Source organism: Nocardia sp. BMG51109 (assembly GCF_000526215.1).
In the GTDB taxonomy this organism is placed as follows: domain Bacteria; phylum Actinomycetota; class Actinomycetes; order Mycobacteriales; family Mycobacteriaceae; genus Nocardia.
Map to the genome: position 1 here is coordinate 7,004,213 of NZ_JAFQ01000004.1, position 22,029 is coordinate 7,026,241.

The 22,029-nt window shown below is 68.6% G+C and carries 17 protein-coding genes; 3 read left to right on the top strand and 14 right to left on the bottom strand.

Going from position 1 to position 22,029, the window contains the following annotated elements; all coding sequences use genetic code 11:
* Positions 1 to 27: 27 nt before the first annotated feature.
* The 3 genes from D892_RS42705 to D892_RS47230 all read right to left on the bottom strand — a co-directional run bounded on the left by D892_RS42705 (position 28) and on the right by D892_RS47230 (position 8,468).
* Positions 28 to 5,982, bottom strand: a complete 5,955-nt coding sequence (locus tag D892_RS42705) for a type I polyketide synthase (protein ID WP_084161323.1) — start codon at positions 5,980 to 5,982, stop codon at positions 28 to 30.
* A gap of 485 nt (positions 5,983 to 6,467) precedes the next feature.
* Complete coding sequence (locus D892_RS0132985; RefSeq protein ID WP_024805340.1) at positions 6,468 to 7,235, bottom strand: hypothetical protein; 768 nt, start codon at positions 7,233 to 7,235, stop codon at positions 6,468 to 6,470.
* 1,047 nt (positions 7,236 to 8,282) lie between these two features.
* Complete coding sequence (locus tag D892_RS47230) at positions 8,283 to 8,468, bottom strand: hypothetical protein (RefSeq protein WP_156959789.1); 186 nt, start codon at positions 8,466 to 8,468, stop codon at positions 8,283 to 8,285.
* A 287-nt stretch (positions 8,469 to 8,755) separates the two neighbouring features.
* Between D892_RS47230 and D892_RS0132995 the strand changes: the two genes are divergently transcribed.
* Positions 8,756 to 9,694 (top strand): Ku protein, encoded by a 939-nt coding sequence (locus D892_RS0132995; RefSeq protein WP_024805341.1) that lies wholly within the window; start codon positions 8,756 to 8,758, stop codon positions 9,692 to 9,694.
* A 261-nt stretch (positions 9,695 to 9,955) separates the two neighbouring features.
* Positions 9,956 to 10,438, top strand: coding sequence for a hypothetical protein (locus tag D892_RS0133000; protein WP_024805342.1), 483 nt, complete (start codon positions 9,956 to 9,958; stop codon positions 10,436 to 10,438).
* A 279-nt stretch (positions 10,439 to 10,717) separates the two neighbouring features.
* Here D892_RS0133000 and D892_RS0133005 read toward each other — a convergent pair whose 3' ends face one another.
* The 3 genes from D892_RS0133005 to D892_RS0133015 all read right to left on the bottom strand — a co-directional run bounded on the left by D892_RS0133005 (position 10,718) and on the right by D892_RS0133015 (position 12,653).
* Positions 10,718 to 11,719 carry a phosphotransferase family protein gene (locus D892_RS0133005; protein ID WP_024805343.1) on the bottom strand — a complete coding sequence of 334 codons (1,002 nt, stop codon included), beginning with the start codon at positions 11,717 to 11,719 and terminating at the stop codon, positions 10,718 to 10,720.
* Entirely contained in the window at positions 11,716 to 11,862 is a 147-nt protein-coding gene (locus tag D892_RS47235; RefSeq protein ID WP_156959790.1) for a hypothetical protein, read from the bottom strand. The genes D892_RS0133005 and D892_RS47235 overlap by 4 nt, the downstream gene beginning before the upstream one ends.
* A 368-nt stretch (positions 11,863 to 12,230) precedes the next feature.
* Positions 12,231 to 12,653, bottom strand: a complete 423-nt coding sequence (locus tag D892_RS0133015; protein WP_024805344.1) for a DUF4189 domain-containing protein — start codon at positions 12,651 to 12,653, stop codon at positions 12,231 to 12,233.
* 880 nt (positions 12,654 to 13,533) lie between these two features.
* Between D892_RS0133015 and D892_RS0133025 the strand changes: the two genes are divergently transcribed.
* Complete coding sequence (locus D892_RS0133025; RefSeq protein ID WP_024805346.1) at positions 13,534 to 14,580, top strand: isopenicillin N synthase family oxygenase; 1,047 nt, start codon at positions 13,534 to 13,536, stop codon at positions 14,578 to 14,580.
* A gap of 293 nt (positions 14,581 to 14,873) precedes the next feature.
* On the opposite strand, the gene D892_RS0133030 is transcribed toward D892_RS0133025, so the two are convergent.
* From D892_RS0133030 to D892_RS0133065, 8 genes are all read right to left on the bottom strand, one after another.
* Positions 14,874 to 15,236, bottom strand: coding sequence for a hypothetical protein (locus tag D892_RS0133030; protein WP_024805347.1), 363 nt, complete (start codon positions 15,234 to 15,236; stop codon positions 14,874 to 14,876).
* A gap of 70 nt (positions 15,237 to 15,306) precedes the next feature.
* Positions 15,307 to 15,690, bottom strand: a complete 384-nt coding sequence (locus tag D892_RS0133035; protein ID WP_024805348.1) for a metal-sulfur cluster assembly factor — start codon at positions 15,688 to 15,690, stop codon at positions 15,307 to 15,309.
* Entirely contained in the window at positions 15,683 to 16,189 is a 507-nt protein-coding gene (sufU, locus tag D892_RS0133040; protein ID WP_024805349.1) for a Fe-S cluster assembly sulfur transfer protein SufU, read from the bottom strand. The genes D892_RS0133035 and sufU overlap by 8 nt, the downstream gene beginning before the upstream one ends.
* Positions 16,190 to 16,250: 61 nt before the next feature.
* A complete protein-coding gene (locus D892_RS0133045) occupies positions 16,251 to 17,510 on the bottom strand; it encodes a cysteine desulfurase (RefSeq protein WP_024805350.1) in 1,260 nt (419 codons plus the stop codon).
* A 1-nt stretch (position 17,511) separates the two neighbouring features.
* On the bottom strand, positions 17,512 to 18,339 hold the full coding sequence (sufC, locus tag D892_RS0133050; protein ID WP_024805351.1) for a Fe-S cluster assembly ATPase SufC: 828 nt from the start codon (positions 18,337 to 18,339) through the stop codon (positions 17,512 to 17,514).
* 37 nt (positions 18,340 to 18,376) lie between these two features.
* Positions 18,377 to 19,612, bottom strand: coding sequence for a Fe-S cluster assembly protein SufD (gene sufD / locus D892_RS0133055; RefSeq protein ID WP_024805352.1), 1,236 nt, complete (start codon positions 19,610 to 19,612; stop codon positions 18,377 to 18,379).
* Positions 19,612 to 21,072, bottom strand: a complete 1,461-nt coding sequence (sufB, locus tag D892_RS0133060) for a Fe-S cluster assembly protein SufB (RefSeq protein WP_024805353.1) — start codon at positions 21,070 to 21,072, stop codon at positions 19,612 to 19,614. The genes sufD and sufB overlap by 1 nt, the downstream gene beginning before the upstream one ends.
* Positions 21,069 to 22,001, bottom strand: a complete 933-nt coding sequence (locus D892_RS0133065) for a metalloregulator ArsR/SmtB family transcription factor (RefSeq protein WP_084161325.1) — start codon at positions 21,999 to 22,001, stop codon at positions 21,069 to 21,071. Before D892_RS0133065 ends, sufB begins: the two co-directional genes overlap by 4 nt.
* Positions 22,002 to 22,029: the final 28 nt, after the last annotated feature.

Below are 22,029 nucleotides of genomic sequence, written 5' to 3' on the forward strand. Positions count from 1 at the left end.
TGATCGGTCCGGATCCGGGTGGTCTGGTCATCGGGCGGCTGGGAGGTAGCCGTTGGCGGTGAAGAATCGCAGGTGCGCGGCGAGGGTGGCGGAATCGATGGGCGGGCAGGGACGGCCGAGTCGTCGGTGGGTGGCGGCGCTGTCGTAGACGGCGCGGTCGGCGAAGTCGGTGTCGAGCATGAGGCGGAGGAAGGTTTCGAGGACGGGTTGGGCGGCGTTGCCGTCGTCGGCGCGGATGCGTTCGGCCCAGGTGCGGGGTGGGAGGTCGTCGAGACGATAGCCGTGAGCGCGGGCTGCGGTCACCAGGTGCGCGAACGGGGTGCGGGCGGAGTTGGTGAGGTGGTAGGTGCCGCCGAGGGTGTCGGACCGGCCGGCGAGGGCGAGGATGGAGGTGGCGGCGTGGTCGACCGGGATGATGTCGTCGCTCGCGGTGACCGGATGCGGTGCCGCGCCTATTTGGATGCAGCCCTTGATGATTCGCCACATGAGGTCGTCGTCCTGGCAGGCGCCGCGATGACGGTCACCGAAGACGCGGGACAGGCGGTAGATCGAGACGGGCAGGCCGCGTTCGTGGGCGAGTCCGGCGAGTTGTTCTGCGGCCCATTTGGTTTGGGCGTATCCGGTGAGCAACGCGGTCACCGGCCCGGTCGGAGTGTGTTCGCAGGCGGGTGGCTGGCCGTAGGTGCGGGCGGGGAAGACGCCGATGGTGGAGACGTGGTGGACGGGGACGGTGCGGTGGCGGGCGGCCAGGCGCAGGATCTCCTCGGTGCCACCGACGTTGGCGGGGGCGACGTCGGCGTATCGGTGCAGGACATCGACGGCTGCACCGACGTGAATGACCGCGTCGGCGGTGCGGGCGAGCCGGTCGTAGGTGGCGGGGTCGAGACCGAGGCCGGATGCGGCGAGATCGGCGGGCACCGCGACGACCCGGTCCTGGGCCCAGGTCAGACCGTAGTGGTGCGCGGTGTCACGCAATCGTCGGCGGGCGTGTTCGGTGTCGGTGGCGCGCACCAGGCAGTGCGCTGTCGCGGTGGTACTGGCGAGCAGGTGATGCAACAGGTGGGCACCGACGAATCCGGTGGCTCCGGTCAGCAGGACGTGCGTGGCTGCGCCGAGTGGTGTGGCGGTGGTTGTCTCGGCGGGTGTGATGTCGTCGGCGAGCCGGATCTCGGTGGGCAGGTCGGTAGGGGCGGTCGCGGTGGAGGCGGTGCCGGAGACGAGGGCGTCGAGGTGCTCGGCCAGGGCGCGGGGTGTGGGGTGCTGGAAGATGTGGCTGGTGGGCAGTCGCTCCTGCAGGCCGACGGCGCGGGTGAGGCGGTTGCGTAGTTCGAGCGCGCCGAGGGATTCGAGCCCGAGGTCGATCAGGGCGGTGTCGGCGGTGACGCGGTCGGTGGTGTCGTGGCCGAGCGTGGTGGCGGCGTGCTGTCGGATCAGGGTGATCAGGGTGGCTCGGCGGCGGTCGGCGGGCATCCGGGCCAGGTCGTCGCAGGCCGGTGGGGCAGGTTCGGTGGCGAGATGTGTCGCGGCCGCTGCGGCCGAATGCGGTTCGGAGACAGGCTGTTCGAGTGCGGCGCGGGCCTCGGGGATGTCGTCGATCAGCGGGCGCGGTTTGGTGGCGGTATAGGCGGGGGCGAAGCGGCTCCAGTCGATATCCGCCACCGACAGCACGGTTTCGTCGTCGGCCAGCGCGCGGGCCATCGCCTCGAGCGCGAGGTCGGGATTCATCGCCGGAATTCCGCGCCGGTCCAGCGCACGCTGCACCTCCGGCTGCGCCGCGAGACCTGTGCCGCCCCACGCTCCCCAAGCGATGGAGGTCGCAGTCTTCCCGATCGATCGGCGGTGACCGGCCAGTGCGTCCAGCGCGGCGTTGGCGGCAGCGTAAGCACCGTGGCCGCTGCTGCCCCAGACCCCCGAGTTGGAGGAGAATAGGACGAACGCGTCGAGCCGATACTCGTCGAGCAGGTCGTGCAGATGCAGTGCACCGGCGACCTTGGCGCGGGTCACCTCCGCGAATTCGCAGACGGTGAGGTCACGGATCGGGTGGTCGGGGGCGATGCCCGCGGCGTGCACGACGGTGGTGACACGGTCACCGGCCCGCCGCAGCTCGGTCAGCAGGGCGGCGACATCGGTGCGGTCGGCGACATCGCAGTCGGCAAAGGTGACGCGCGCCCCGGCCGCTTCGAGTTCGGCGCGCAGCGTCGTGGCGCCGGAAGTCGTGCTGGCACTGCGGCTGACCAGCACGAGGTGCTCCGCTCCGCGCGTCGCCATCCACTGGGCGACACGGCGTCCCAGACTGCCGGTACCGCCGGTGATCAGCACCGTGCCGTGGGCACGCCAGCTGCCCGCATCACCGTGGGGATGCGCGTGGACGAGGCGTCGCCCGTACGGTCCGGCGTTGCGCACAGCGATCTCGTCCTCGCCGCTGTCGCCGTCGATGACGGCTGCCAGGTGAGCGGTGACGGGCTCGCACGATGTCTCGGGCAGATCGATCATGCCTCCCCACACGTCGGGGTGTTCGAGCCCGACGACTCGCCCGGCGCCCCACAGCTGGGCCTGCCGCCAATCCCGTAGTGCGCCATCGGTATCGAACGCTGCCTGGGTCACCGCCCACACTCGCAGCGGACGTTGCGAGTCCAGCACCGCTTGCGTCAACACCACGGTGGCCAGTGCACCGAGGGCGGTGGCGGGCTCCTCGAGCGGCTGGTCGTCGAGGGCGAGCAGGGACACCACACCGTCGACACCGTCGTACATGCCCAACTGCTTGGCCCACAGCGTGCGGTCCGGTGCTGTGGTGTCGAAGTCCGCGATGCGTGCGGGGCTGTCGGCTGTTCCCAGCGCCGCAGCGACCTGCGCGGCGAGGACGCGGGCTCGATCGCTACCGGTCGGCACGGCCACCAGCCACTTCCCGCGCACCGGGCGGTGCAGAGTGGTCGGCAGCGCGCGCCAGGTGATCCGGTATCGCCATCGGTCGATTACCGCATTCCGGTGGCGACGATGACGCCACGCCGCCAGTGCCGGAATCAGTTCCCGCAGCGGGGTGTCCGCGTCGACTCCGAGGTCGCCGGCGAGGGCGTCGATGTCACCGCGGTCCACTCGGTCCCAGAAGGCTGCGTCCGTGCCGGAGCCGCCCGGCGTTGCCGGCGCGGCGACGGCTGCGCCGGAGTTGGACGCCAACCAGAACCGACGATGCTGAAACGCGTACGGCGGCAACGCAATCAGTCGCCCTGCAGGCAGTATCCGCGTCCAGTCCACGTCCACCCCCCGCACGTACGCCTCCGCCGCGCAGCGCACGAGCCGATCCATGCCGCCATCGTCACGACGTAGCGAACCCACCGCCACAACGGGCTCGTCCGCGACGGACTCGGTGTGGGTGGATGCGGTGGTGGACTGCACGATGTCATGCACCGCGGGCAGCAGCACCGGATGCGCACCGACCTCGATGAATGCTCGATACCCCGCACGCACGAGGACCTCGACGGTGTCGGCGAACAGGACCGGCTGCCGCAAGTTGCGATACCAATACCGCGCGTCGAGGTGCCGGGTGTCCATCACATCACCGGTGAGCGTGGAGTAGAACGGGATTTCACTGTCTCGGGGGCCGAGGTCGGCCAGCTCGGTCCGCAATTTGTTCTCGGCCCGCTCGACCTGCGGTGAGTGCGAGGCGTAGTCCACCGGGATCCACCGGGCATGCGCTCCGCGACGCTCACAGGTCTGGAACACTTCCTGCAGGCCCGCGACCGGTCCAGCGATCACGGTGGCGGACGGCCCGTTGACCGCCGCCACGTCCACGTTGTCCCGGTCCGCAACCAGCGCCTGCGCCTCCGCACACGACACCGCCAGTGCCAGCATCGATCCTTCACCGCACAGTGCCCGCACCGCCCGCGACCGCACTGCCACCACCCGCGCCGCGTCGGACAGGGTCAGACCGCCCGCGATATACGCTGCGGCGATCTCGCCCTGCGAATGCCCGACCACCGCGGCCACCGGCACACCCCAGGACTGCCACACTCGGGCCACGCCCACCATGACCGCGAACAGCACCGGTTGCACCACGTCCACCCGATCGACCACGCCGCCGCCGACCAGCGTCGTCGTCGGCATCGGCTCGCGTCCGAGCACCATGTCTGTGACCGAGAATTCGACGAGCGGATCCAGTTCCCGCGCGCACGCGGTCACCGTGTCACGGAAGACCGCACTCGACTCCCACAGCGCACGGCCCATGCCCGGCCACTGCGTGCCCTGGCCCGGGAACACCAGCACCACACCACGTTCCGCGCCGGGCACCACCGACCCGGACACCACATCCTCCGCGTCACCGCCGTCGCCCGCACCGGACACTGTGTCCAACCCAGCCAGCAGCGCGTCGAGGTCGCGGCCGATCACCACCGCCCGGTGCTCCAGCCGCGACCGCTGCGCCAGCGACACCGCGACATCGGCCGCGACCTCGCCCGCACCTGGTGTCGGAGCCTGCGGCAATTCCCGCACGTGCCGCGCCAGCCCGGCCGCCTGCACGCACAACGCCGCCCGCGTCCGGCCCGATACCGTCCACACGACGACATCGTCTACTGCGCCCGCATACACCCGCTCACCTCGCCCGTCCGTAGCGGCCGACCGGGCATGTGCGCGAAACCCTTCGGCGCCAATGGGATCCGGCGCCTCCAGAACGACATGTGCGTTGGTTCCACTGACGCCGAAGGACGACACCCCGGCCCGGCGCGGACGACCCTCGACATCCCACTGCCGTGCCGCCGACAGGACCGCCATCCCACTGCTGTCCCAGTCCACGCGCGTAGTCGGCTCCTCGGCATGCAGGGTCCGTGGCAAGGTCGCGTGCCGCATCGCCATCACCATCTTGATGATTCCCCCGACACCCGCGGCAGCCTGGGTGTGCCCGATATTCGACTTCAACGACCCCAGCCACAACGGCCGCCGCCGACTGTGTGCTCGGCCGTAGGTAGCCGCGAGGGCGTGCGCCTCGATCGGATCACCCAGCCGCGTCCCCGTCCCGTGCGCCTCCACGACGTCCACGTCCTCCGGCTGCAGCCGAGCCTGCGCCAGCGCCGCCCGGATCACCTGCTCCTGCGCCGGGCCGCTCGGCGCAGTCAACCGTTTACTCGCCCCGTCCTGGTTCACCGCGCTGCCCCGCAGCAACGCCAGCACTCGCCGCCGGTCGCGCCGGGCATCCGACAATCGCTGCACCAGCAGCACGCCCACGCCCTCGGCGAAACCGGTACCGTCCGCACCGGCCCCGAATGCCTTGCACCGACCGTCCGGCGCCAGGCCACGAGTCCGCGCGAACTCGATCAGCGGGCCCGGCCGACACAGGATCGTCACCCCGCCGGCCAGCGCCATCGAGCACTCACCCGCACGCAGCGACTGCGCAGCCAGATGCAACGCCACCAGCGACGACGAACACGCCGTATCCACCGAGATCGCCGGCCCGGCCAAACCCAGGCAATACGCCACCCGCCCCGCCGCCACACTCGTGATGTTGCCCGTCACGATGTGCCCCTCCAGGTCGCCGTAGCCGCCCCCGTACATCGGCAGATATTCCTCGTTGATGATCCCCGCGAACACCCCCACCGGCTCGCCCCGCAACGACAACGGATCGATACCGGCATACTCGACCGCGTCCCACGACGTCTCCAGAAACAGCCGATGCTGGGGATCCATCGCCAACGCCTCCCGCGGCGAGATCCCGAAGAAATCCGCGTCGAATCCAGCGACATCGTCGACAAAGCCGCCGAACCGCGCATACGTCTTGCCCGCAGCCCCCGGATCCGGGTCGTACAGGCCCTCCACATCCCACCCCCGATCCACCGGCAAACCACTGATCACATCACCACCGGCAGCCACCACCTCCCACAACTGCTCCGGGGACGTCACACCCCCAGGAAACCGGCACGCCATACCCACGATCGCGATCGGCTCCACCTCTCCCACCCGCGACCGCCGCCCCGACCTTCGCTCAGCCCCAGCCATCACAATTCCTCTCGAACCACACACGCCGACAGAAACCAGACAGAGATACAGCCCCGGCGCCACCGCGAACGTCGACAACCACCGCCCGGCCACGACAAACCCTTAACCGGCAAGCCAGAGCCCCGAACCCCACGAACAGAACAACCGCGACAAAATTACCTATCGGCACGAGCAGCAATCCGGATTTCCAATCGAGTCGGCGGTTCGACCCGACCACCGACGACCGGTCCGCTAGCGAATCAGTACGTGCCGGTCACGTCTATCGCGATCCTCAGATTGGGTACATACCCACGATGACCAGGCGTTTCCCGGTTGCCCATGTTTTGCGTGTCCTGCCGAGGGCACTTACCTGCGACACGGCCCAAATTTTCCGGGTGACCCCGCGTGATCTTCCGTGCCCCAGACGGCGAGGATGAGCACGGTCATGGGCCGGACGGTACGGCCAGCGGGTGCACTTCGCCGTTGGCAACGCCACTTCCTGGCTATCAGAGTGCCTGCTGGTAGAGGCCTTCCCGCGGCCGAGCATGTTGCACGACGTCGATGGCTACCTCGACGGCTGTCCGAGCATCAACCCGATTGGGTTCGTGGCCAGCGTGCGCAGCGAGGTTGCGGATCCGGGCGAGCTTGTTCTCGATGCTATTGCGAGAAGCAGTGGCGTCCCTGCCTCCCATCGTGCGTACCAACTTGGCAACGTCAGCGACCCCGGTGCACCTCGTCAACAATTCTTCTATGACCGTCGCATCGGTCCCAGCCATGAGCAGGTGTGCCTGATTTGCAAGCGCGATCTCAGCGGCGGTGCAAGCATCTATGACGGCTCGGCGGTGCTGTCCACCATGGAGCCAGGATTCTGCATCGCGAAGGTACTGCCACTCCGGGGGCAGCACGGCTCCTGCTCCAGCGAGCTCGAAGCACCGGGCCAAATCGGAAGAGTCCGGTACCTGGATTAGCTTTGGCCATGGCATGACGGCCTTGCCCGGCGAATTGACCGGCCGTACCGTGCCGTCTTCATGTCGGGTGCTGGCGAGGTACTGGCGGCCAAGGAAGCGGGTCTCTTGGTTGCCGTGCCCGAGTAGATTCAGTCCGGTATAGGTATCGAGCCAGCTCGATAGCCGTTCCCACCACGCAAGTATGTCGTCGTCGATTGCGGCGCAGGTTTCCGATATGTCCTCGTCGGAGCCGACGGCCTCGAACCAATAGTGTATATCGCGGATCTGCGCGCTCTGCGCCGTGCCTCCGACCGAGTAGGTGACCATTCCCCAGTCGATTGGCTCGGAATCGTGCGGTGTGTCCGGATAAACGTAGTGGTGCTCCGGGCCCCTTAAAGGTGCACCCACGCCTTGTAATTCGTCGTGAAAGAAGGGGAGGGTGATTGACTAGCCCCGGTGGGCATTCGAAGAATCGGCCTTCGACGATGCGACGGTTTGTGCTGGCCGAGGCGCTGTTAGAACGCGGCGAGCTGGCCGCAGGTGTGCTCACGCCACCACAATGTCATGTGTGCAGCTCGGGTGCTTCCCTAACCGGATCAAATCTTGCGGGCGTACCAGGGCGTTGCGGGCACGGATCGGGTCGCGCACTAGTCGCAGGGATCCCGGCAGATCCGTGCTGGGGGACCTACGACGCATCCCCGCTGAACAGACCCGGTGTGTCAGCGGGGACTGCTCCCCGGCCGTGTAGGTGAAATGGCGGTGGCAGGAAAAGACGGTGGGGTTGTCTGTTCTCCCGGCGGCAACACCGTTGATGGCAACTTGAAAACTTGAAAAGTAGTACGGCCCAGTGGGCCCGGACTGTCGCCCTGACACCGCCGTCGCAATATGCCCAAGTACACGGACAGTACACGGTTTGACCAAGAATCAGTGAGTTGCAGTGGGAAATAGAAACTATGCACATCCACGCATAACTGCAGGTAACGCTGCGGTTTGGGCATCAACGGGATATATGCCGATAATTTGCTTCTGGGTCAGGTGGTCGCAGGTTCAAATCCTGTCAGCCCGACCAGGTCAGAGGGGGTTTCCCCTTCCTCAGGTCCTGTTCTGTGGATCAATCGTGGACCACAAGCAGGAGCCCGGGTACGCCGAGACTGCCGTGCACAGGCGTCATTATCGGGTGCGAGGCACTCGATCAGCACCGCGGTAGCCACTGCCATCGACGATGCCCTATCTCAACATCGGCACGCCGCTGTTCGGCACCGACCGATCCCCCAACGCTCGGTGAGCCCGGGGAACGGCGCCGTTGAAATCCTCACCGAGCGTTGCGGCTCGGTGCTGCCCTGGATGAGCTGGGGTTTCCCGATTTTGTGGTGGTCACTCCCCAAAGGACCCTGCTGCCAGCCGATCCGACGGTGAGAGGCGTGATGCTTCATCGAACCATGCTTGCAATTGCTTGTACACAGAGCCGTACGTCGAATCGGAAAGCTGGGCGGCGAGAGCGATCACCATCTCGACCAATCCGATCACAACCGGCCGCCCACCACCTTCGTCACCCACCACACCGGAGATCCGGTGCGTGCAGCAGACACCTGACGCCTGCCTACAAGGCCGACCCAGCGCATCCAACCCACCCGAACCAACGACCAGACGCCACTCCAGGACCGGCCGCCGGGCCGCCACACAGACAGCCTCCGGGCCATCACCGCCGGCCCGAGCCCGAATCCCAGGCCGTCTACAGGCCGTCACAGGTCCGTCAGCGACACCAACCAACACCCACCAACACCCTGAAACCGCAGGTCACAGGAGAGCGGCTGCGGAGGAGGCGGGGTCGAAAGTACAGTAGCCATATGCGGTCCATCTGGAAGGGCTCCATTGCATTCGGACTGGTGAACGTCCCGGTGAAGGTGTACACCGCCACCGAGGACCATGACATCAGGTTTCATCAGGTGCATGCCAAGGACGGCGGGCGGATCAAGTACGACAGGGTGTGCACGGTGTGCGGCCAGTCGGTGCAGTACGCCGATATCGATAAGGCCTATGAATCGCCGGAGGGGGACAAGGTCATCCTCACCGACGAGGATTTCGCGAAGCTGCCGGTGGCCGAGAAACACGAGATTCCGGTGCTGCAGTTCGTGCCCTCCGACCAGATCGATCCGATCCTGTTCGACAAGAGTTATTACCTCGAACCGGACTCCACTACGCCGAAGGCGTATGTGCTGCTGGCCAAGACGCTGGAGCAGGCCGAGCGGGTGGCGCTGGTGCATTTCACGCTGCGGCAGAAGACGCGACTGGCGGCGCTGCGGGTGCACGACGGCGTTCTGCTGCTGCAGACCCTGCTGTGGCCCGACGAGGTGCGCTCGGTCGATTTCGAATCCCTCGACGGCGCCCCGGCGCCGCGCGCGCAGGAGATCTCGATGGCGGAGACACTGGTCGACAGCATGTCCGACGATTTCGATCCGGGCCTGTACACAGACGAATACCAGATCCAGCTGCAGAAGATGCTCGACGAGGCCATCGAATCCGGCTCGAACAAGGTGGTACGGCCCGAGGAACCGGCGCCCGCCGAAATGGATGCCGAGGTCGTCGACCTCGTCGCGGCGCTGCAGCGCAGCCTGGAAGCCACCGGTAGCCGCACCGGCACGAAATCCGAATCCGCCGGGAAGTCCGAGAGCAGGAAACCGGCGAAGAAGGCCGCCGAGAAGGCGGCACCGGCCAAGGCCGCCAAGAAGACGGCGTCCAAGGCGACGAAGAAGGCTACCAAGCAGACCGCGCGCAAAGGCGCCTGATCCGGCCGGATCGGTCCGCACACCGGCCGCCGATACCCGAGCCGGCCGGGTCATCGCACCGGCCCGTTCGCGTGACGTCCCGCCCCGCACCCGCGGCCAACGCCGAGACGGACCGTGAGCGGTCGGACAGGTCCACGCACCCGGCATCGGACGATTCGCGAACCGCGACTGCGACCGCGGTGAACGTGCGGCACAGGCGTGCACCGTCGCGTACCGAGCCGGCGACGAAATCTGTCGGTGGCCGACCTTAGGGTGAGCGGCATGACAACGACTGATACCACGATGGCCGCCATCAACGAGGCGGTAGTCCTTGGGCGGCAGGGCGGTTCGAGCGCCGCGCGGGTCAAGCTGGTGGCCCTGTGGGAGTCGATCGGCGTGGACGGGGATCCACTGCACCGCTGCACCTTGGCGCACTATCTCGCCGACCTCTACGATCACGCGGCCGACTCACTGACCTGGGACGTGCGCGCCCTCGACGCCGCCGACACCCTCACCGACGAGCGCGCCCGGCAACAGCACGCCTCGCTGAGCGTGCAGGGGTTCTATCCGTCGCTACACCTGAACCTGGCCGACGACTACCGGCGGCTGGGCGCGTTCGACACCGCGCGACGGCACCTCGACGCCGCCGAGGCGAGGACCGACGTCCTGACCGACGACGGCTACGGCGCGGGCGTGCGCGCCGGCATCGACAACGTGCGCAACGCCCTGGCCGAAGGATCGACGGAGCGCCTGCCGACACACTGATCCGGACCGCCGCGGCCGGCACCGTCGGGCTTGCGCTCCCTGAGTCCGTACCCAGCCATTCGGGGCCACCCGGCGACGGAGCGGAGAACCCTGCCACCGGCGCAGAACTCTCGCATGCGGGCAGCACCGCCCGCCTTCCGCTCGCGGCAACGGTCGGCTCAACCGAAGTTCGCCGTCGACGACGGCAGCACAAATCGCGACCGGCGTCCGCACCTCGTTCACACCGCTTCGGCCGCCGCCGGCCTCCGCGCGGCTGCCGGGCATTCCGGACCGTTCGCCTCATCGCAGCGGCAGGTCCCCCGACCCGATCTGCGTGACCAGATCCCGCTCGATCTCCGGGATCCGGCGGCCGCCGCCCCTCGGATTGTCGCGGCCGGCGCCGTCCGGATACGCGGCGCCGGCCCGGCCGACACCCCAGCCGAGCGTGCACAGCACCTTCCACCACCGGAACCTGTCCGGGTCGAACTGCCCGCCCGCCGTCTCGTAGCCGCGCACGAACGGTTCACGGCCGGCGAAGCCGCCGAATTCGGCGGCCTCGGTACCGAACCGCCACATCCGCAGGGCGGCCCAGGCGGCGTCGCGCATCGGGTCGCCGAAGCGCCGGGCGCTCTCCCAGTCCAGCACCGCGCGCAGGCCGTCGCCGTCGACGATCAGGTTGCCGTTGCGCATATCGTTGTGCAGCAGCGTCTTTCGCTCCGGCGGTGCGGGGACGCCGGCCTCCAGCCAGTGCAGGGCCGTCGCGAAGACCGGGCGATCGGCCGGTACGGTGCGCACGCCGCGCTCCACCTCGGCCAGTTCGGCCCCGGCCGGATCGTCGTCGATCGCACCGGACAGCCGATCCGGGGCCGCGGCCGGGTCGACGAGGTGCAGACGTCCCATGGCCTGGCCGAGTTGGTAGGCCACCCGCTCGCCGATGTCTGCCGCGTGCACCAACCGCAGCACCTGGCGCGGCGCGGTCTCACCGTCCATATGCTCCGATACCACGAACGGGGCGCCGATATATCCGGTGTCCGTACAGACGGCTACCACCGGCGGGACCGGCACACCGTGCGCGCGGGCCAGTTCCCGCACCGCCGCCTCGACCTCGACCGGCATCCGCTCGACGGCCGGGGGCACAATCGTGGCGACCAGCCGCCGCCAGCCGCGCCGACGGCGCAGGTCGAAGACCAGCGTCCGGCGCCGCGCACCGACCGACAGCTGCCGCACATTCGAAACCGTCACCGCACCACCGAATTCCGCCGTCAGAAACCGGGTGATCCCGGCACAGACATCGGCGTTCACATCCCCTCCCGGGCGTCGTATTCGGGTCCGGCCACGGCCGCACCCCACCGCACGAACTCCATCACTATCGGCCACCGTCCCGCCCCGGGAGTGAACGGCAACCCCCACACCGCGTAACGATTGCGCACCCACCGCACGGACACCCCGCGACCGGATCGAGCCTGCCCGGCACAGCCAGGGCACCTCGTTCCGCCGAATTCCTCAGCACACCCGAACCTTTGCCGTAACAGACCATTTGGTCTCCTCGGGGGTCGCCGACGGTGGCCGATGTCGCATCTCCCGTCCTCCCTCACACCCACGTCCAGGATGACACGAAATCCGCCACCGCCCACCGGCTTTCGTCTACCGTGGCCGACTTTGGCAGGTCACCCGCCGGACCGACCGGCGATCGCCGGATGTGGCGCAAGCCCGACCGGCCACGCGATACTCGCCGGCTACCACCCGGCCGTGCCCCGACACGACTTCGGCCGGCCCGGAAGATATCCGGACCGGCCGAGGGATGGGCTATCGATCAGGCCGCCGAGTTCGCCGTGCAGGCCGACAGCGCGATGGTGGCCGGGCGGGGGACGGCGCTGCCCAGGTCCGGGAACGGAGGGGCGCTGAGCCCCAGCACATTTCGGGCCTGCTGCTCCGCCTCCACCTGGGTCGGCCCCCAGCCGACGGCCACGCGGCGGTCCACACTCTGCGCGACCGCACCGCAGCCGTCGTTGAAGTGCAGCACCACGCGGCAGTCACCGCCGCCGCAGCGATCGATGGCCGCGGCGTCGGCGCTGCCGGGGTCTTCGTAGTTCGCCGCCGACGCCACCGTTCCGGTGCTGTCGGACAGCGCGATCGCACCGTGCAGGCTCCCGTCGGCCGCGGCGGGAGCGGCAGCACCCAGCCCGGCGATCGCCGAGCCCGACAGCACGACAACGACCCTGGACAACAAGGACATAAAGGGTTCCACCCCGATTCGAGAAGGCATATCTGACGAAGGGATACTCCCCCTCGACCGCTGGACATGTCCAATCGCCACGGCGCTGTGAAGCCAATTCTCCGGGGAAGCAAGGTTCACCCTGGGGCGACAGCGGGGCCGAAACCACCCAAGCACACAGCCCACGGGCGCCGCCGGCCGAGAGCCGCTGTGCGGCAAGGGGGCCGATGTTGCCGGCATCGACGGCAACCTCCGGATGCGGCACGGCCGACTCGGTGCTCGATCGACTCGGTGCTCAGTCGATCCGAGCGCCCGCACCTGCCGAGCCGGCACCGGCGCCTCGCCCGAACCGAAGGCGATAACGGCGGGCTCCGGTGGAGCGGGCCTCGTCGACGCGCGTGCGGTTGCCGACGCCCTCGACGACACCGCGCTCAGGCGATCGGCGCGTTCGGATCGCCCGGGACGTTTTCCCGCCGTTGCGCCCGGTCCGGCACCCGGTGGTGGAACGTCTCCGGGGCGCTCGGCTCGTTCGGTACGGTCACCCACCCGAACACACAGTCGCACAAGGTCTTTGTGGTGTGCAGGGCGGCGGCAATGCCCACGTTCCAGCGGTTCCGGCTCAGCTCCCGAGCCGATGGCGGCGTACCGAGCACACGAACGGTGTGCGACCGGCGCGGTTCGCCCGGCCACGAAGACCCGCCGGAATCGACAGCCGCCGACGAGCCCGCCACCAGCGGGCACCGTTGCCCGGCACCGCCGGACGCGTCCACGGGCCGCCCATTCAACTCCGGCGACCAACCCGGCGCCGGTACTCTTGCGGCATTTACACGCTCGTGACGCGTATGAACCTTCCCGACATCCGGATATCCGATTCTGACGGGACCGACGAAAGGCGGCAGCGGTGGAATTTCATGTGCCGGTCATCGATATCTCGCCCTATGTGGGCGGCGGTTCGGACGCGGAGCGGAAGCGGGTGGCCCGGGAGATCGACGAAGCCGCGCGCACCGTGGGCTTTCTGCAGGTGGTCGGGCATGCCGTTGCAGCCCCGGTGACCGATGCCTTCGCCGCTGCGCTCGACGAGTTCTTCGGCTTGGATCTCGACAGCAAGAAGCACTACCGGACGCCGCCGGAGATCAACCGCGGATACTCGCCGCCGAACAGCGAGAGCCTCAGCCTGAGCCTCGGTGTGCAGTCGGCGAACCGGATGAACGATTTCTTCGAGGCATTCAACGTCGGGGTCAGCGCGGCCGCGTACCCCGGCCTGGACCTCCCGGCCACCGACTACGCGAAAAACCTGTGGCCGCAGCAGGTTCCCGAATTCAAGGCGGCCGTGACGGCCTACTTCACCGAGGCGGCCCGGGTGGCCCGGGTGCTCACCACGATCTTCGCCGACGCCCTCGAGTTGCCGCCCGGCTATTTCGACCGGTTCACCGACCACTCCCTGGACGTGCTGCGGATGAACAACTACTCGCTGCCGGCGGGCACGGCGGCCGCACTCGACGACGAACTCACCGGCATGAGCGAACACACCGACTACGGGATCGTGACCGTGCTGTGGGCCGATCAGGCGCCCGGACTGCAAGTGCTCGGCGCCGACAACCGCTGGCACGACGTGCGGCCCGCCGAGGGAGCGCTGCTGGTGAATCTGGGCGATCTGATGGCGCGCTGGACGAACGAGCGGTGGCTGTCCACGCTGCATCGCGTGATGCCGCCGGTGGTGAACGGCACCGTCGAAAGGCGGCGCAGCGCGGCGTATTTCCACGATGGCAACATCGATGCGGTGATCGAGACGCTGCCGTCGTGCGTCGGCGAGGGCAGCCGGTACGCACCGACGACGGTCGCCGACCACATTCGCGCCAAGCTCGCGGGTTCGCGTGCGCTGCAACCGAATGCGAACGCCGCCCGGGAGGCGGACCGGGTCCTGGCCGCGGCGCGCACCGAACAATGACCACCGCCCGACAATGACCACCGCCCACGCCCGGCGATGGGCTCGCGCCGCCCGGCTGGTACTGCCATGTCACGCGTCACCGCTTCCGTCGTCCCGGCGTGCTTGTGGCCGGGACCCATCGCCGGGATCTCCGTCATTCCGGCCAAGAGCACGCCGGAATGACGGAGGTGACATTGCGGTACCAGGACGAGCGGGCAGCTCGGCTACGGCGACCAGACGAGTGGGCTCACCGATCCGCCGGTGAACCGGAACGATCATCGGTGGCCGCCTGCGCGCCGATCACCAAGGGCCGATCACCAAGGGCCGATGAGGAATTCGAGCGTGGCGAGGACAACCGCGGCGACCGCAGCGACACCGAAGGCCGACACGGTGGTCAGCCCCGCCGCCCGCGTCGAACACGGCGCGACGGCCCGCTGAATCAGCCACCCGCCGACCGCTCCCCCGGCGGCCAGCACGATCACCCCGCCCAGGACCAGATAGAACACGCTCGCCAACGCCGCATCACCGGCCCCCGACCAGCCACGGGCATAGTCGGCAAAAGGAACCGGGAAGCGATAGATCCCCGCCACGAGCGCCGCCGCGAGGGGCGCGGCCAGCACGGCGGCGAGCGCACCCCACAGCGGCACAACCCAGCGGGCGTGCCCCGGCTCGCTCATCGGCCGATGCCGGTGGCCCGACGGCGGACGACATCCGCCGTCGGGCGCACGCGCCGACTCACCCGGCGAACTAGACCGTGAACCCGAGGGCACGCAACTGCTCGCGACCGTCCTCGGTGATCTTGTCCGGGCCCCACGGCGGCACCCAGACCCAGTTGATCTTCAAATCCTCGACCAAACCGCTGCGAACCAGGGCGTTGCGGGACTGGTCCTCGATCACGTCGGTCAGCGGGCAAGCCGCCGACGTCAACGTCATGTCGAGTACGGCGACCTCGTTCTCCAGCCGCATGTCGTAGACGAGGCCGAGATCGACCACGTTGATGCCCAGCTCCGGATCGACGACGTCACGCATCGCCTCTTCGAGGTTCTCGAGCTGCTCCAGCTCCTCGGCGGACGGCTGCCGCTCGTCGGTAGGTGCGGACGGCTGCCGCTCGTCGGTAGGTGTCTCACTCATGCGCTGCTCCCCCATTCGTGGAAAGTCGGCTGCCCGTTGCGCGCTCGGTCTGTCCTGTCTGCGCCGAGGTTATCCGAACCACGGCGTCCTTGAACGCCATCCAGCCCAGCAGCGCGCACTTCACCCGCGCCGGATATTTGGCGACACCGGCCAGGGCGACGCCGTCGCCGAGCACCTCCTCGTCGCCCTCGACGGTACCGCGGCTGGAGATCATCTCGTTGTAGGAGTCGACGATCTTCATCGCCTGCTGCACCGGCAGGCCGATCACCTGGTCGGTCAGGATCGAGGTGGCGGCCTGGCTGATCGAACAGCCCTGGCCGTCGTAGGAAACGTCCGCCACGTCGCCGTTCTCGTCGATGTGGACGCGCAGGGTCACCTCGTCACCGCAGGTCGGGTTCACGTGGTGCACCTCGGCACCGAACGGCTCCCGCAGCCCGCGATGATGCGGATGCTTGTAGTGGTCCAGGATCACTTCCTGGTACATCTGCTCCATGCGCATGATCTATGCAACTCCAATACTGCGCTGCGTCTGCGAAACCTGCTCCATACGCATGCTGTACCTATACAACTCCGAAGAAGCTCTGAGCCTTCCGCACCGCACTCACCAGCTGCTCTACCTCGTCGACGGTGTTGTACACGGCGAACGAGGCCCGGGCCGTGGCGGCGATGCCGAACCGGCGGTGCAGCGGCCACGCGCAGTGATGGCCCACCCGGATCGCGACGCCCTGATCATCGAGGATCTGGCCGACGTCGTGCGCGTGCACGCCGTCCACGACGAACGACACCGCACCGCCGCGGTGCACGTTCTCGGCCGGCCCGATGATCCGCACGCCCTCGATCGCGCCGAGCCCTTCCAGCGCCGCGCCCACGAGCGAATGCTCGTGCGCCGCAACGGCGTCCATCCCGAGCTTGCCGAGATAGTCGACGGCCGCGCCCAATCCGACGACCTGCGAGATCATCTGCGAACCGGCCTCGAACCGCTGCGGCGGCGGCGCGAAGGTGCTGTGGTCCATGTACACCGTCTCGATCATCGAGCCACCGGTGATGAACGGCGGGGTCTCCTCCAGCAGCGCCCGGCGGCCGTACAGCACGCCGATACCCGAGGGGCCCAGCATCTTGTGGCCGGAGAACGCGGCGAAATCCACGCCCAGCTCGCGCAGGTTCACCGGCGCGTGCGGCACCGACTGGCAGGCGTCGAGCACCACCAGGGCGCCGACCTCCTTGGCGCGCCGGACCAGTTCGGCCGCCGGAGCCACGGCACCGGTGACGTTCGAGACGTGCGTGAACGCGACCACCTTCGTCGCCGGGGACAGCGTCAGCGAGTCCAGGTCGATGCGGCCGTCGTCGGTCACGCCGTACCACTTCAGCGTCGCGCCGGTGCGCCGGGCGAGTTCCTGCCACGGCACCAGGTTGGCGTGATGCTCCAGCTCGGTGATCACGATCTCGTCGCCGGGACCGACGTGGTGCGGGAAGCGGTCGTCGGAGAACGCGTAGGCCACCAGGTTCAGCGATTCGGTCGCGTTCTTGGTGTAGACGATCTCGTCCGCGCCGGCGCCGACGAACGCCGCGATCGCGGCCCGCACGCCCTCGTATGCCTCGTTGGCCTCCTCGGCCAGCTGATGCGAGCTGCGGTGCACCGCCGCGTTGTGCTCGAGCAGGAACTCCCGCTCCGCGTCGAGCACCTGCAGCGGGCGCTGCGCGGTCGCGCCGGAATCCAGGTAGGCCAACGGTTTTCCGTCGCGCACGGTGCGACTCAGGATCGGGAAGTCGGCCCGGATCCCGGCGACGTCGAGCTGCGACTGCGGCACCGTTGCGGTCATATCAGGCTCCTGCGGTAGCGGCGACTGTGTCGGATTCGCGGCCCGCCACTGCGTCGGATTCGCGGCCCGCCGCGGACGTGAAGCGCACGTACCCGTTCGCATCCAGCTCCTCGGCCAGCTCGGGCCCGCCCTCGGCCACGATGCGCCCGCCCACGAACACGTGCACGAACTGCGGCTGGATGTAGCGCAGGATGCGGGTGTAGTGGGTGATCAGCAGGATGCCGCCGTTCTCGCGCTCCTTGTAGGTGTTGACGCCCTCGGAGACGATCCGCAGCGCGTCCACGTCCAGGCCCGAGTCGGTCTCGTCGAGGATGGCGATCTTCGGCTTCAGCAGGCCCAGCTGCAGGATCTCGTGGCGCTTCTTCTCGCCGCCGGAGAAGCCCTCGTTCACCGAGCGGTCGGCGAAGGCCTGGTCGATCTCCAGCTCGGACATCGACTGCTTGACCTCCTTGACCCAGTGCCGCAGCTTCGGGGCCTCGCCGCGCACCGCGGTCGCCGCCGTGCGCAGGAAGTTCGACATCGAGACGCCGGGCACCTCGACCGGGTACTGCATGGCGAGGAACAGGCCGGCGCGGGCCCGCTCGTCCACCGACATCGCCAGCACGTCCTCGCCGTCGAGGGTGATCGAGCCCTGGGTCACCGTGTACTTCGGGTGGCCGGCGATGGCGTAGGACAGGGTGGACTTGCCGGAGCCGTTGGGACCCATGATGGCGTGCGTCTCACCGGATTTCACGGTCAGGTTCACGCCGTTGAGGATCTTGATCGGCTCCCCGGACTCGTCCGGATTGGCGACCTCGGCGTGCAGGTCCTTGATTTCGAGGGTGGTCATTCAGCGTCCTTCGTGGGGTATGGAGTGGGCTGCGGGCTCACGAGCCGATGGCGGCGAGCTCGGCCTCGACGGCCGACTCGAGCCGCTCCCGGACCTCGGGAACCGCGATCTTCTGGATGATCTCGTGGAAGAATCCGCGCACCACGAGGCGGCGGGCGGCCTCCTCGGGGATGCCGCGGGCGCGCAGGTAGAACAGCTGCTCGTCGTCGAACCGGCCGGTCGCCGAGGCGTGGCCCGCGCCGACGATCTCGCCGGTCTCGATCTCCAGGTTCGGCACCGAGTCGGCGCGGGCGCCGTCGGTGAGCACCAGGTTGCGGTTCACCTCGAAGGTGTCGGTGCCCTCGGCCGCCGCGCGGATCAGCACGTCGCCCACCCACACGGTGCGGGCGTCGCCCTTCGCCGAGTGCGGATCGCCTTGCAGCGCACCCTTGTACAGCACGTTCGACTTGCAGTTCGGCACCGCGTGGTCGACCAGCAGCCGCTGCTCGAAGTGCTGGCCGTCGTCGGCGAAGTACAGGCCGAGCAGTTCGGCGTCGCCGCCGGGGCCGGCGTAGCGCACGGTGGCGGTCAGGCGGACCAGATCGCCGCCCAGGGTGACGTCGGTGTGGCGCAGGGTGGCGTCGCGACCCAGTTTCGCGTGGTGCGCGGTGGCGTGCACGGCGTCGTCGGCCCAGTCCTGGACCGCGACGACCGTCAGCTTGGCGCTGTCGCCGAGCACGAATTCCACGTTCTCCGCATAGGTTCCGCTGCCGCGCTGGTCGATCACCACGCTGGCGACGGCGAAATCGCCGAGCCGGATCTGCAGATGGCCGTAGGCGGTCCGGCCCTCCCCCGGCCCGGTGACGGTGACGGTGATCGGCTCGGCCACTTCGGTTTCCGAGCCGATCGTCACGATCGTCGCCTGCTCGAAACCCGAGTACGCCTGCGCGGCAACCCGATCCGCGGGTACGCCGCCCTCGCCGAGGCGAGCGTCGGTGCGGTCCACCGTCTCCACGGAGGCCCCGCCGGCGGCACCGTCGGCCACCGTGACCTCGACGGTGGCCGCGCCGTCGCGCACCGCGGTGCCGTTGTGCAGGCCGCGCAGCCGGCGCAGCGGGGTGAACCGCCATGCCTCGTCCTTGGCCGAGGGCACCTCGAAGGCGTCCACGTCGAAGGACGCGAACACCTCGCCCTTGTTCAGCGCCGGCGCCTTCGCCTCCGCGGCGGCGGCGACATTCGGCTCCGCGGTGGCGTCCGGCTCCGCCGCGGGGGTGGCGACATTCTCGACCGGCATCAGCCGACCGCTCCTTCCATCTGCAGTTCGATCAGGCGGTTCAGCTCCAGCGCGTACTCCATCGGGAGCTCCTTGGCGATCGGCTCGACGAAGCCGCGCACCACCATCGCCATCGCCTCGTCCTCGGTCAGGCCGCGGCTCATCAGATAGAACAGCTGGTCCTCGGACACCTTCGAGACGGTGGCCTCGTGGCCCATCGTCACGTCGTCCTCGCGGATGTCGACGTAGGGGTAGGTGTCGGAGCGGCTGATCGTATCCACCAGCAGCGCATCGCATTTCACGGACGAGCTCGACCCGTAGGCGCCCTTGTTGACCTGGACCAGGCCGCGGTAGGAGGCCCGGCCGCCGCCGCGCGCCACCGACTTCGACACGATGGACGAGGAGGTGTGCGGCGCCAGGTGCAGCATCTTCGAGCCGGTGTCCTGGTGCTGGCCCTCGCCCGCGAACGCCACCGACAGCACCTCGCCCTTGGCATACTCGCCGGTCATCCAGACGGCGGGGTACTTCATCGTGACCTTGGAGCCGATATTGCCGTCGATCCACTCCATGGTCGCGCCCGCCTCCGCCTTGGCCCGCTTGGTGACCAGGTTGTAGACGTTGTTCGACCAGTTCTGGATGGTGGTGTAGCGGCAGCGGCCGCCCTTCTTGACGATGATCTCGACGACCGCGGAGTGCAGCGAGTCGGACTTGTAGATCGGGGCGGTGCAGCCCTCGACGTAGTGCACGTAGGCGCCCTCGTCGACGATGATCAGGGTCCGCTCGAACTGGCCCATGTTCTCGGTGTTGATCCGGAAGTAGGCCTGCAGCGGGATGTCGACGTGCACGCCCGGCGGCACGTAGATGAACGACCCGCCCGACCACACGGCCGTATTCAGCGCGGAGAACTTGTTGTCACCGGCCGGGATGACGGTGCCGAAGTACTGCCGGAACAGTTCCGGATGCTCGCGCAGGCCGGTGTCGGTGTCCATGAAGATGACGCCCTGCGACTCCAGGTCCTCGCGGATCTGGTGATAGACGACCTCCGACTCGTACTGCGCGGCCACACCGGCGATCAGCCGCTGCTTCTCCGCCTCCGGGATGCCCAGCTTGTCGTAGGTGTTCTTGATGTCCTCGGGCAGGTCGTCCCAGGACTCCGCCTGCTTCTCGGTCGAGCGCACGAAGTACTTGATGTTGTCGAAGTCGATACCGTCGAGGTTGGAGCCCCAGGTCGGCATCGGCTTGCGGTCGAAGATGCGCAGCGCCTTGAGCCGGGTGTCGAGCATCCATTCGGGCTCGTCCTTCTTGTCCGAGATGTCGCGCACGACCTCCTCGGACAGGCCTCGCTTGGCACTGGCACCGGCGGCATCCGAATCGGCCCAGCCGTAGCCGTACTTACCCAGCGAGGCGATGGTCTCCTCCTGGGTCAGGGGCTGCACCTGGTCGGTACCGGATTCGCGGCTCTCCGCAGCGGTGGTCGTCATTCGCCACTCCTTTCGGAGTCGTTCGTGTGCGCCGTTGCGGGCTGTGCAACGGTCATCGGAGCGTCTGTCGTGTCGGGGTCTGGTGTGTCGGCGTCGTTCGTGCCGGCCGCCTGGGGCAGGACGAACAGCGGTACGTGGGTGGTGCAGGCGCAGTCGCCGTTGGCGATCGTGGCCAGCCGCTGCACGTGCGTGCCCAGCAGCTCACGGAATGCCTCCAGTTCGGCGGCGCACAGCTCGGGGAACTCCTCGGCCACGTGCGACACCGGGCAGTGGTGCTGACAGATCTGCACGCCCGCCCCGACCTTGCGGGTGGACGCCGCGAAACCGGCCTCGGTGAACGCCTCCGCGATCTCCTCGGCCTTGGCGGACGTCGTCTCGGGCGTGTGCCGGGCGAGCTTGTCGATCCCGGCGACGATCGTGCCGACCCGGCTGCGGGCGAAATCGGCGATCGCCGACTCGCCGCCGATCTCTCGCAGCCGGCGCATGGCCGCACCGGCGAGATCGTCGTAGGCGTGGCCCAGCCGGCCCCGGCCCGCCGCGGTGAGCTGGTACTGCTTGGCCGGACGGCCGCGGCCCTGCTGCTGCCACGGCGCCGAGCGCATCGCCCGGGCCTCGCCGGCTTCGATCAGCGCGTCCAGGTGCCGCCGCACCCCGGCCGGGCTCAGGCCCAGCCGCTTACCGATCGCCGTCGCCGTGATCGGGCCCTGCTCGAGCAGCAGCCGCACGACCTCGTCCCGGGTGTGTCCCTCCGCGGTGGGCACGGCAGATTTCCGGGCGCCCTTCCGGCGCCCGGTGCTCACGTCCGTCCGCAAACCCACGGTTTTCACAACATCAGTGTGACGGAATTCCTTCCCGCATTCTAGTAAGGGTGCCCTGACCCAGCGCCCCGTTCGGAGGCGCCACCGGGTCCGCACCGGCCGCGGATCCATCCCGATCGCGGTTCCGCGGGCCCGTTCG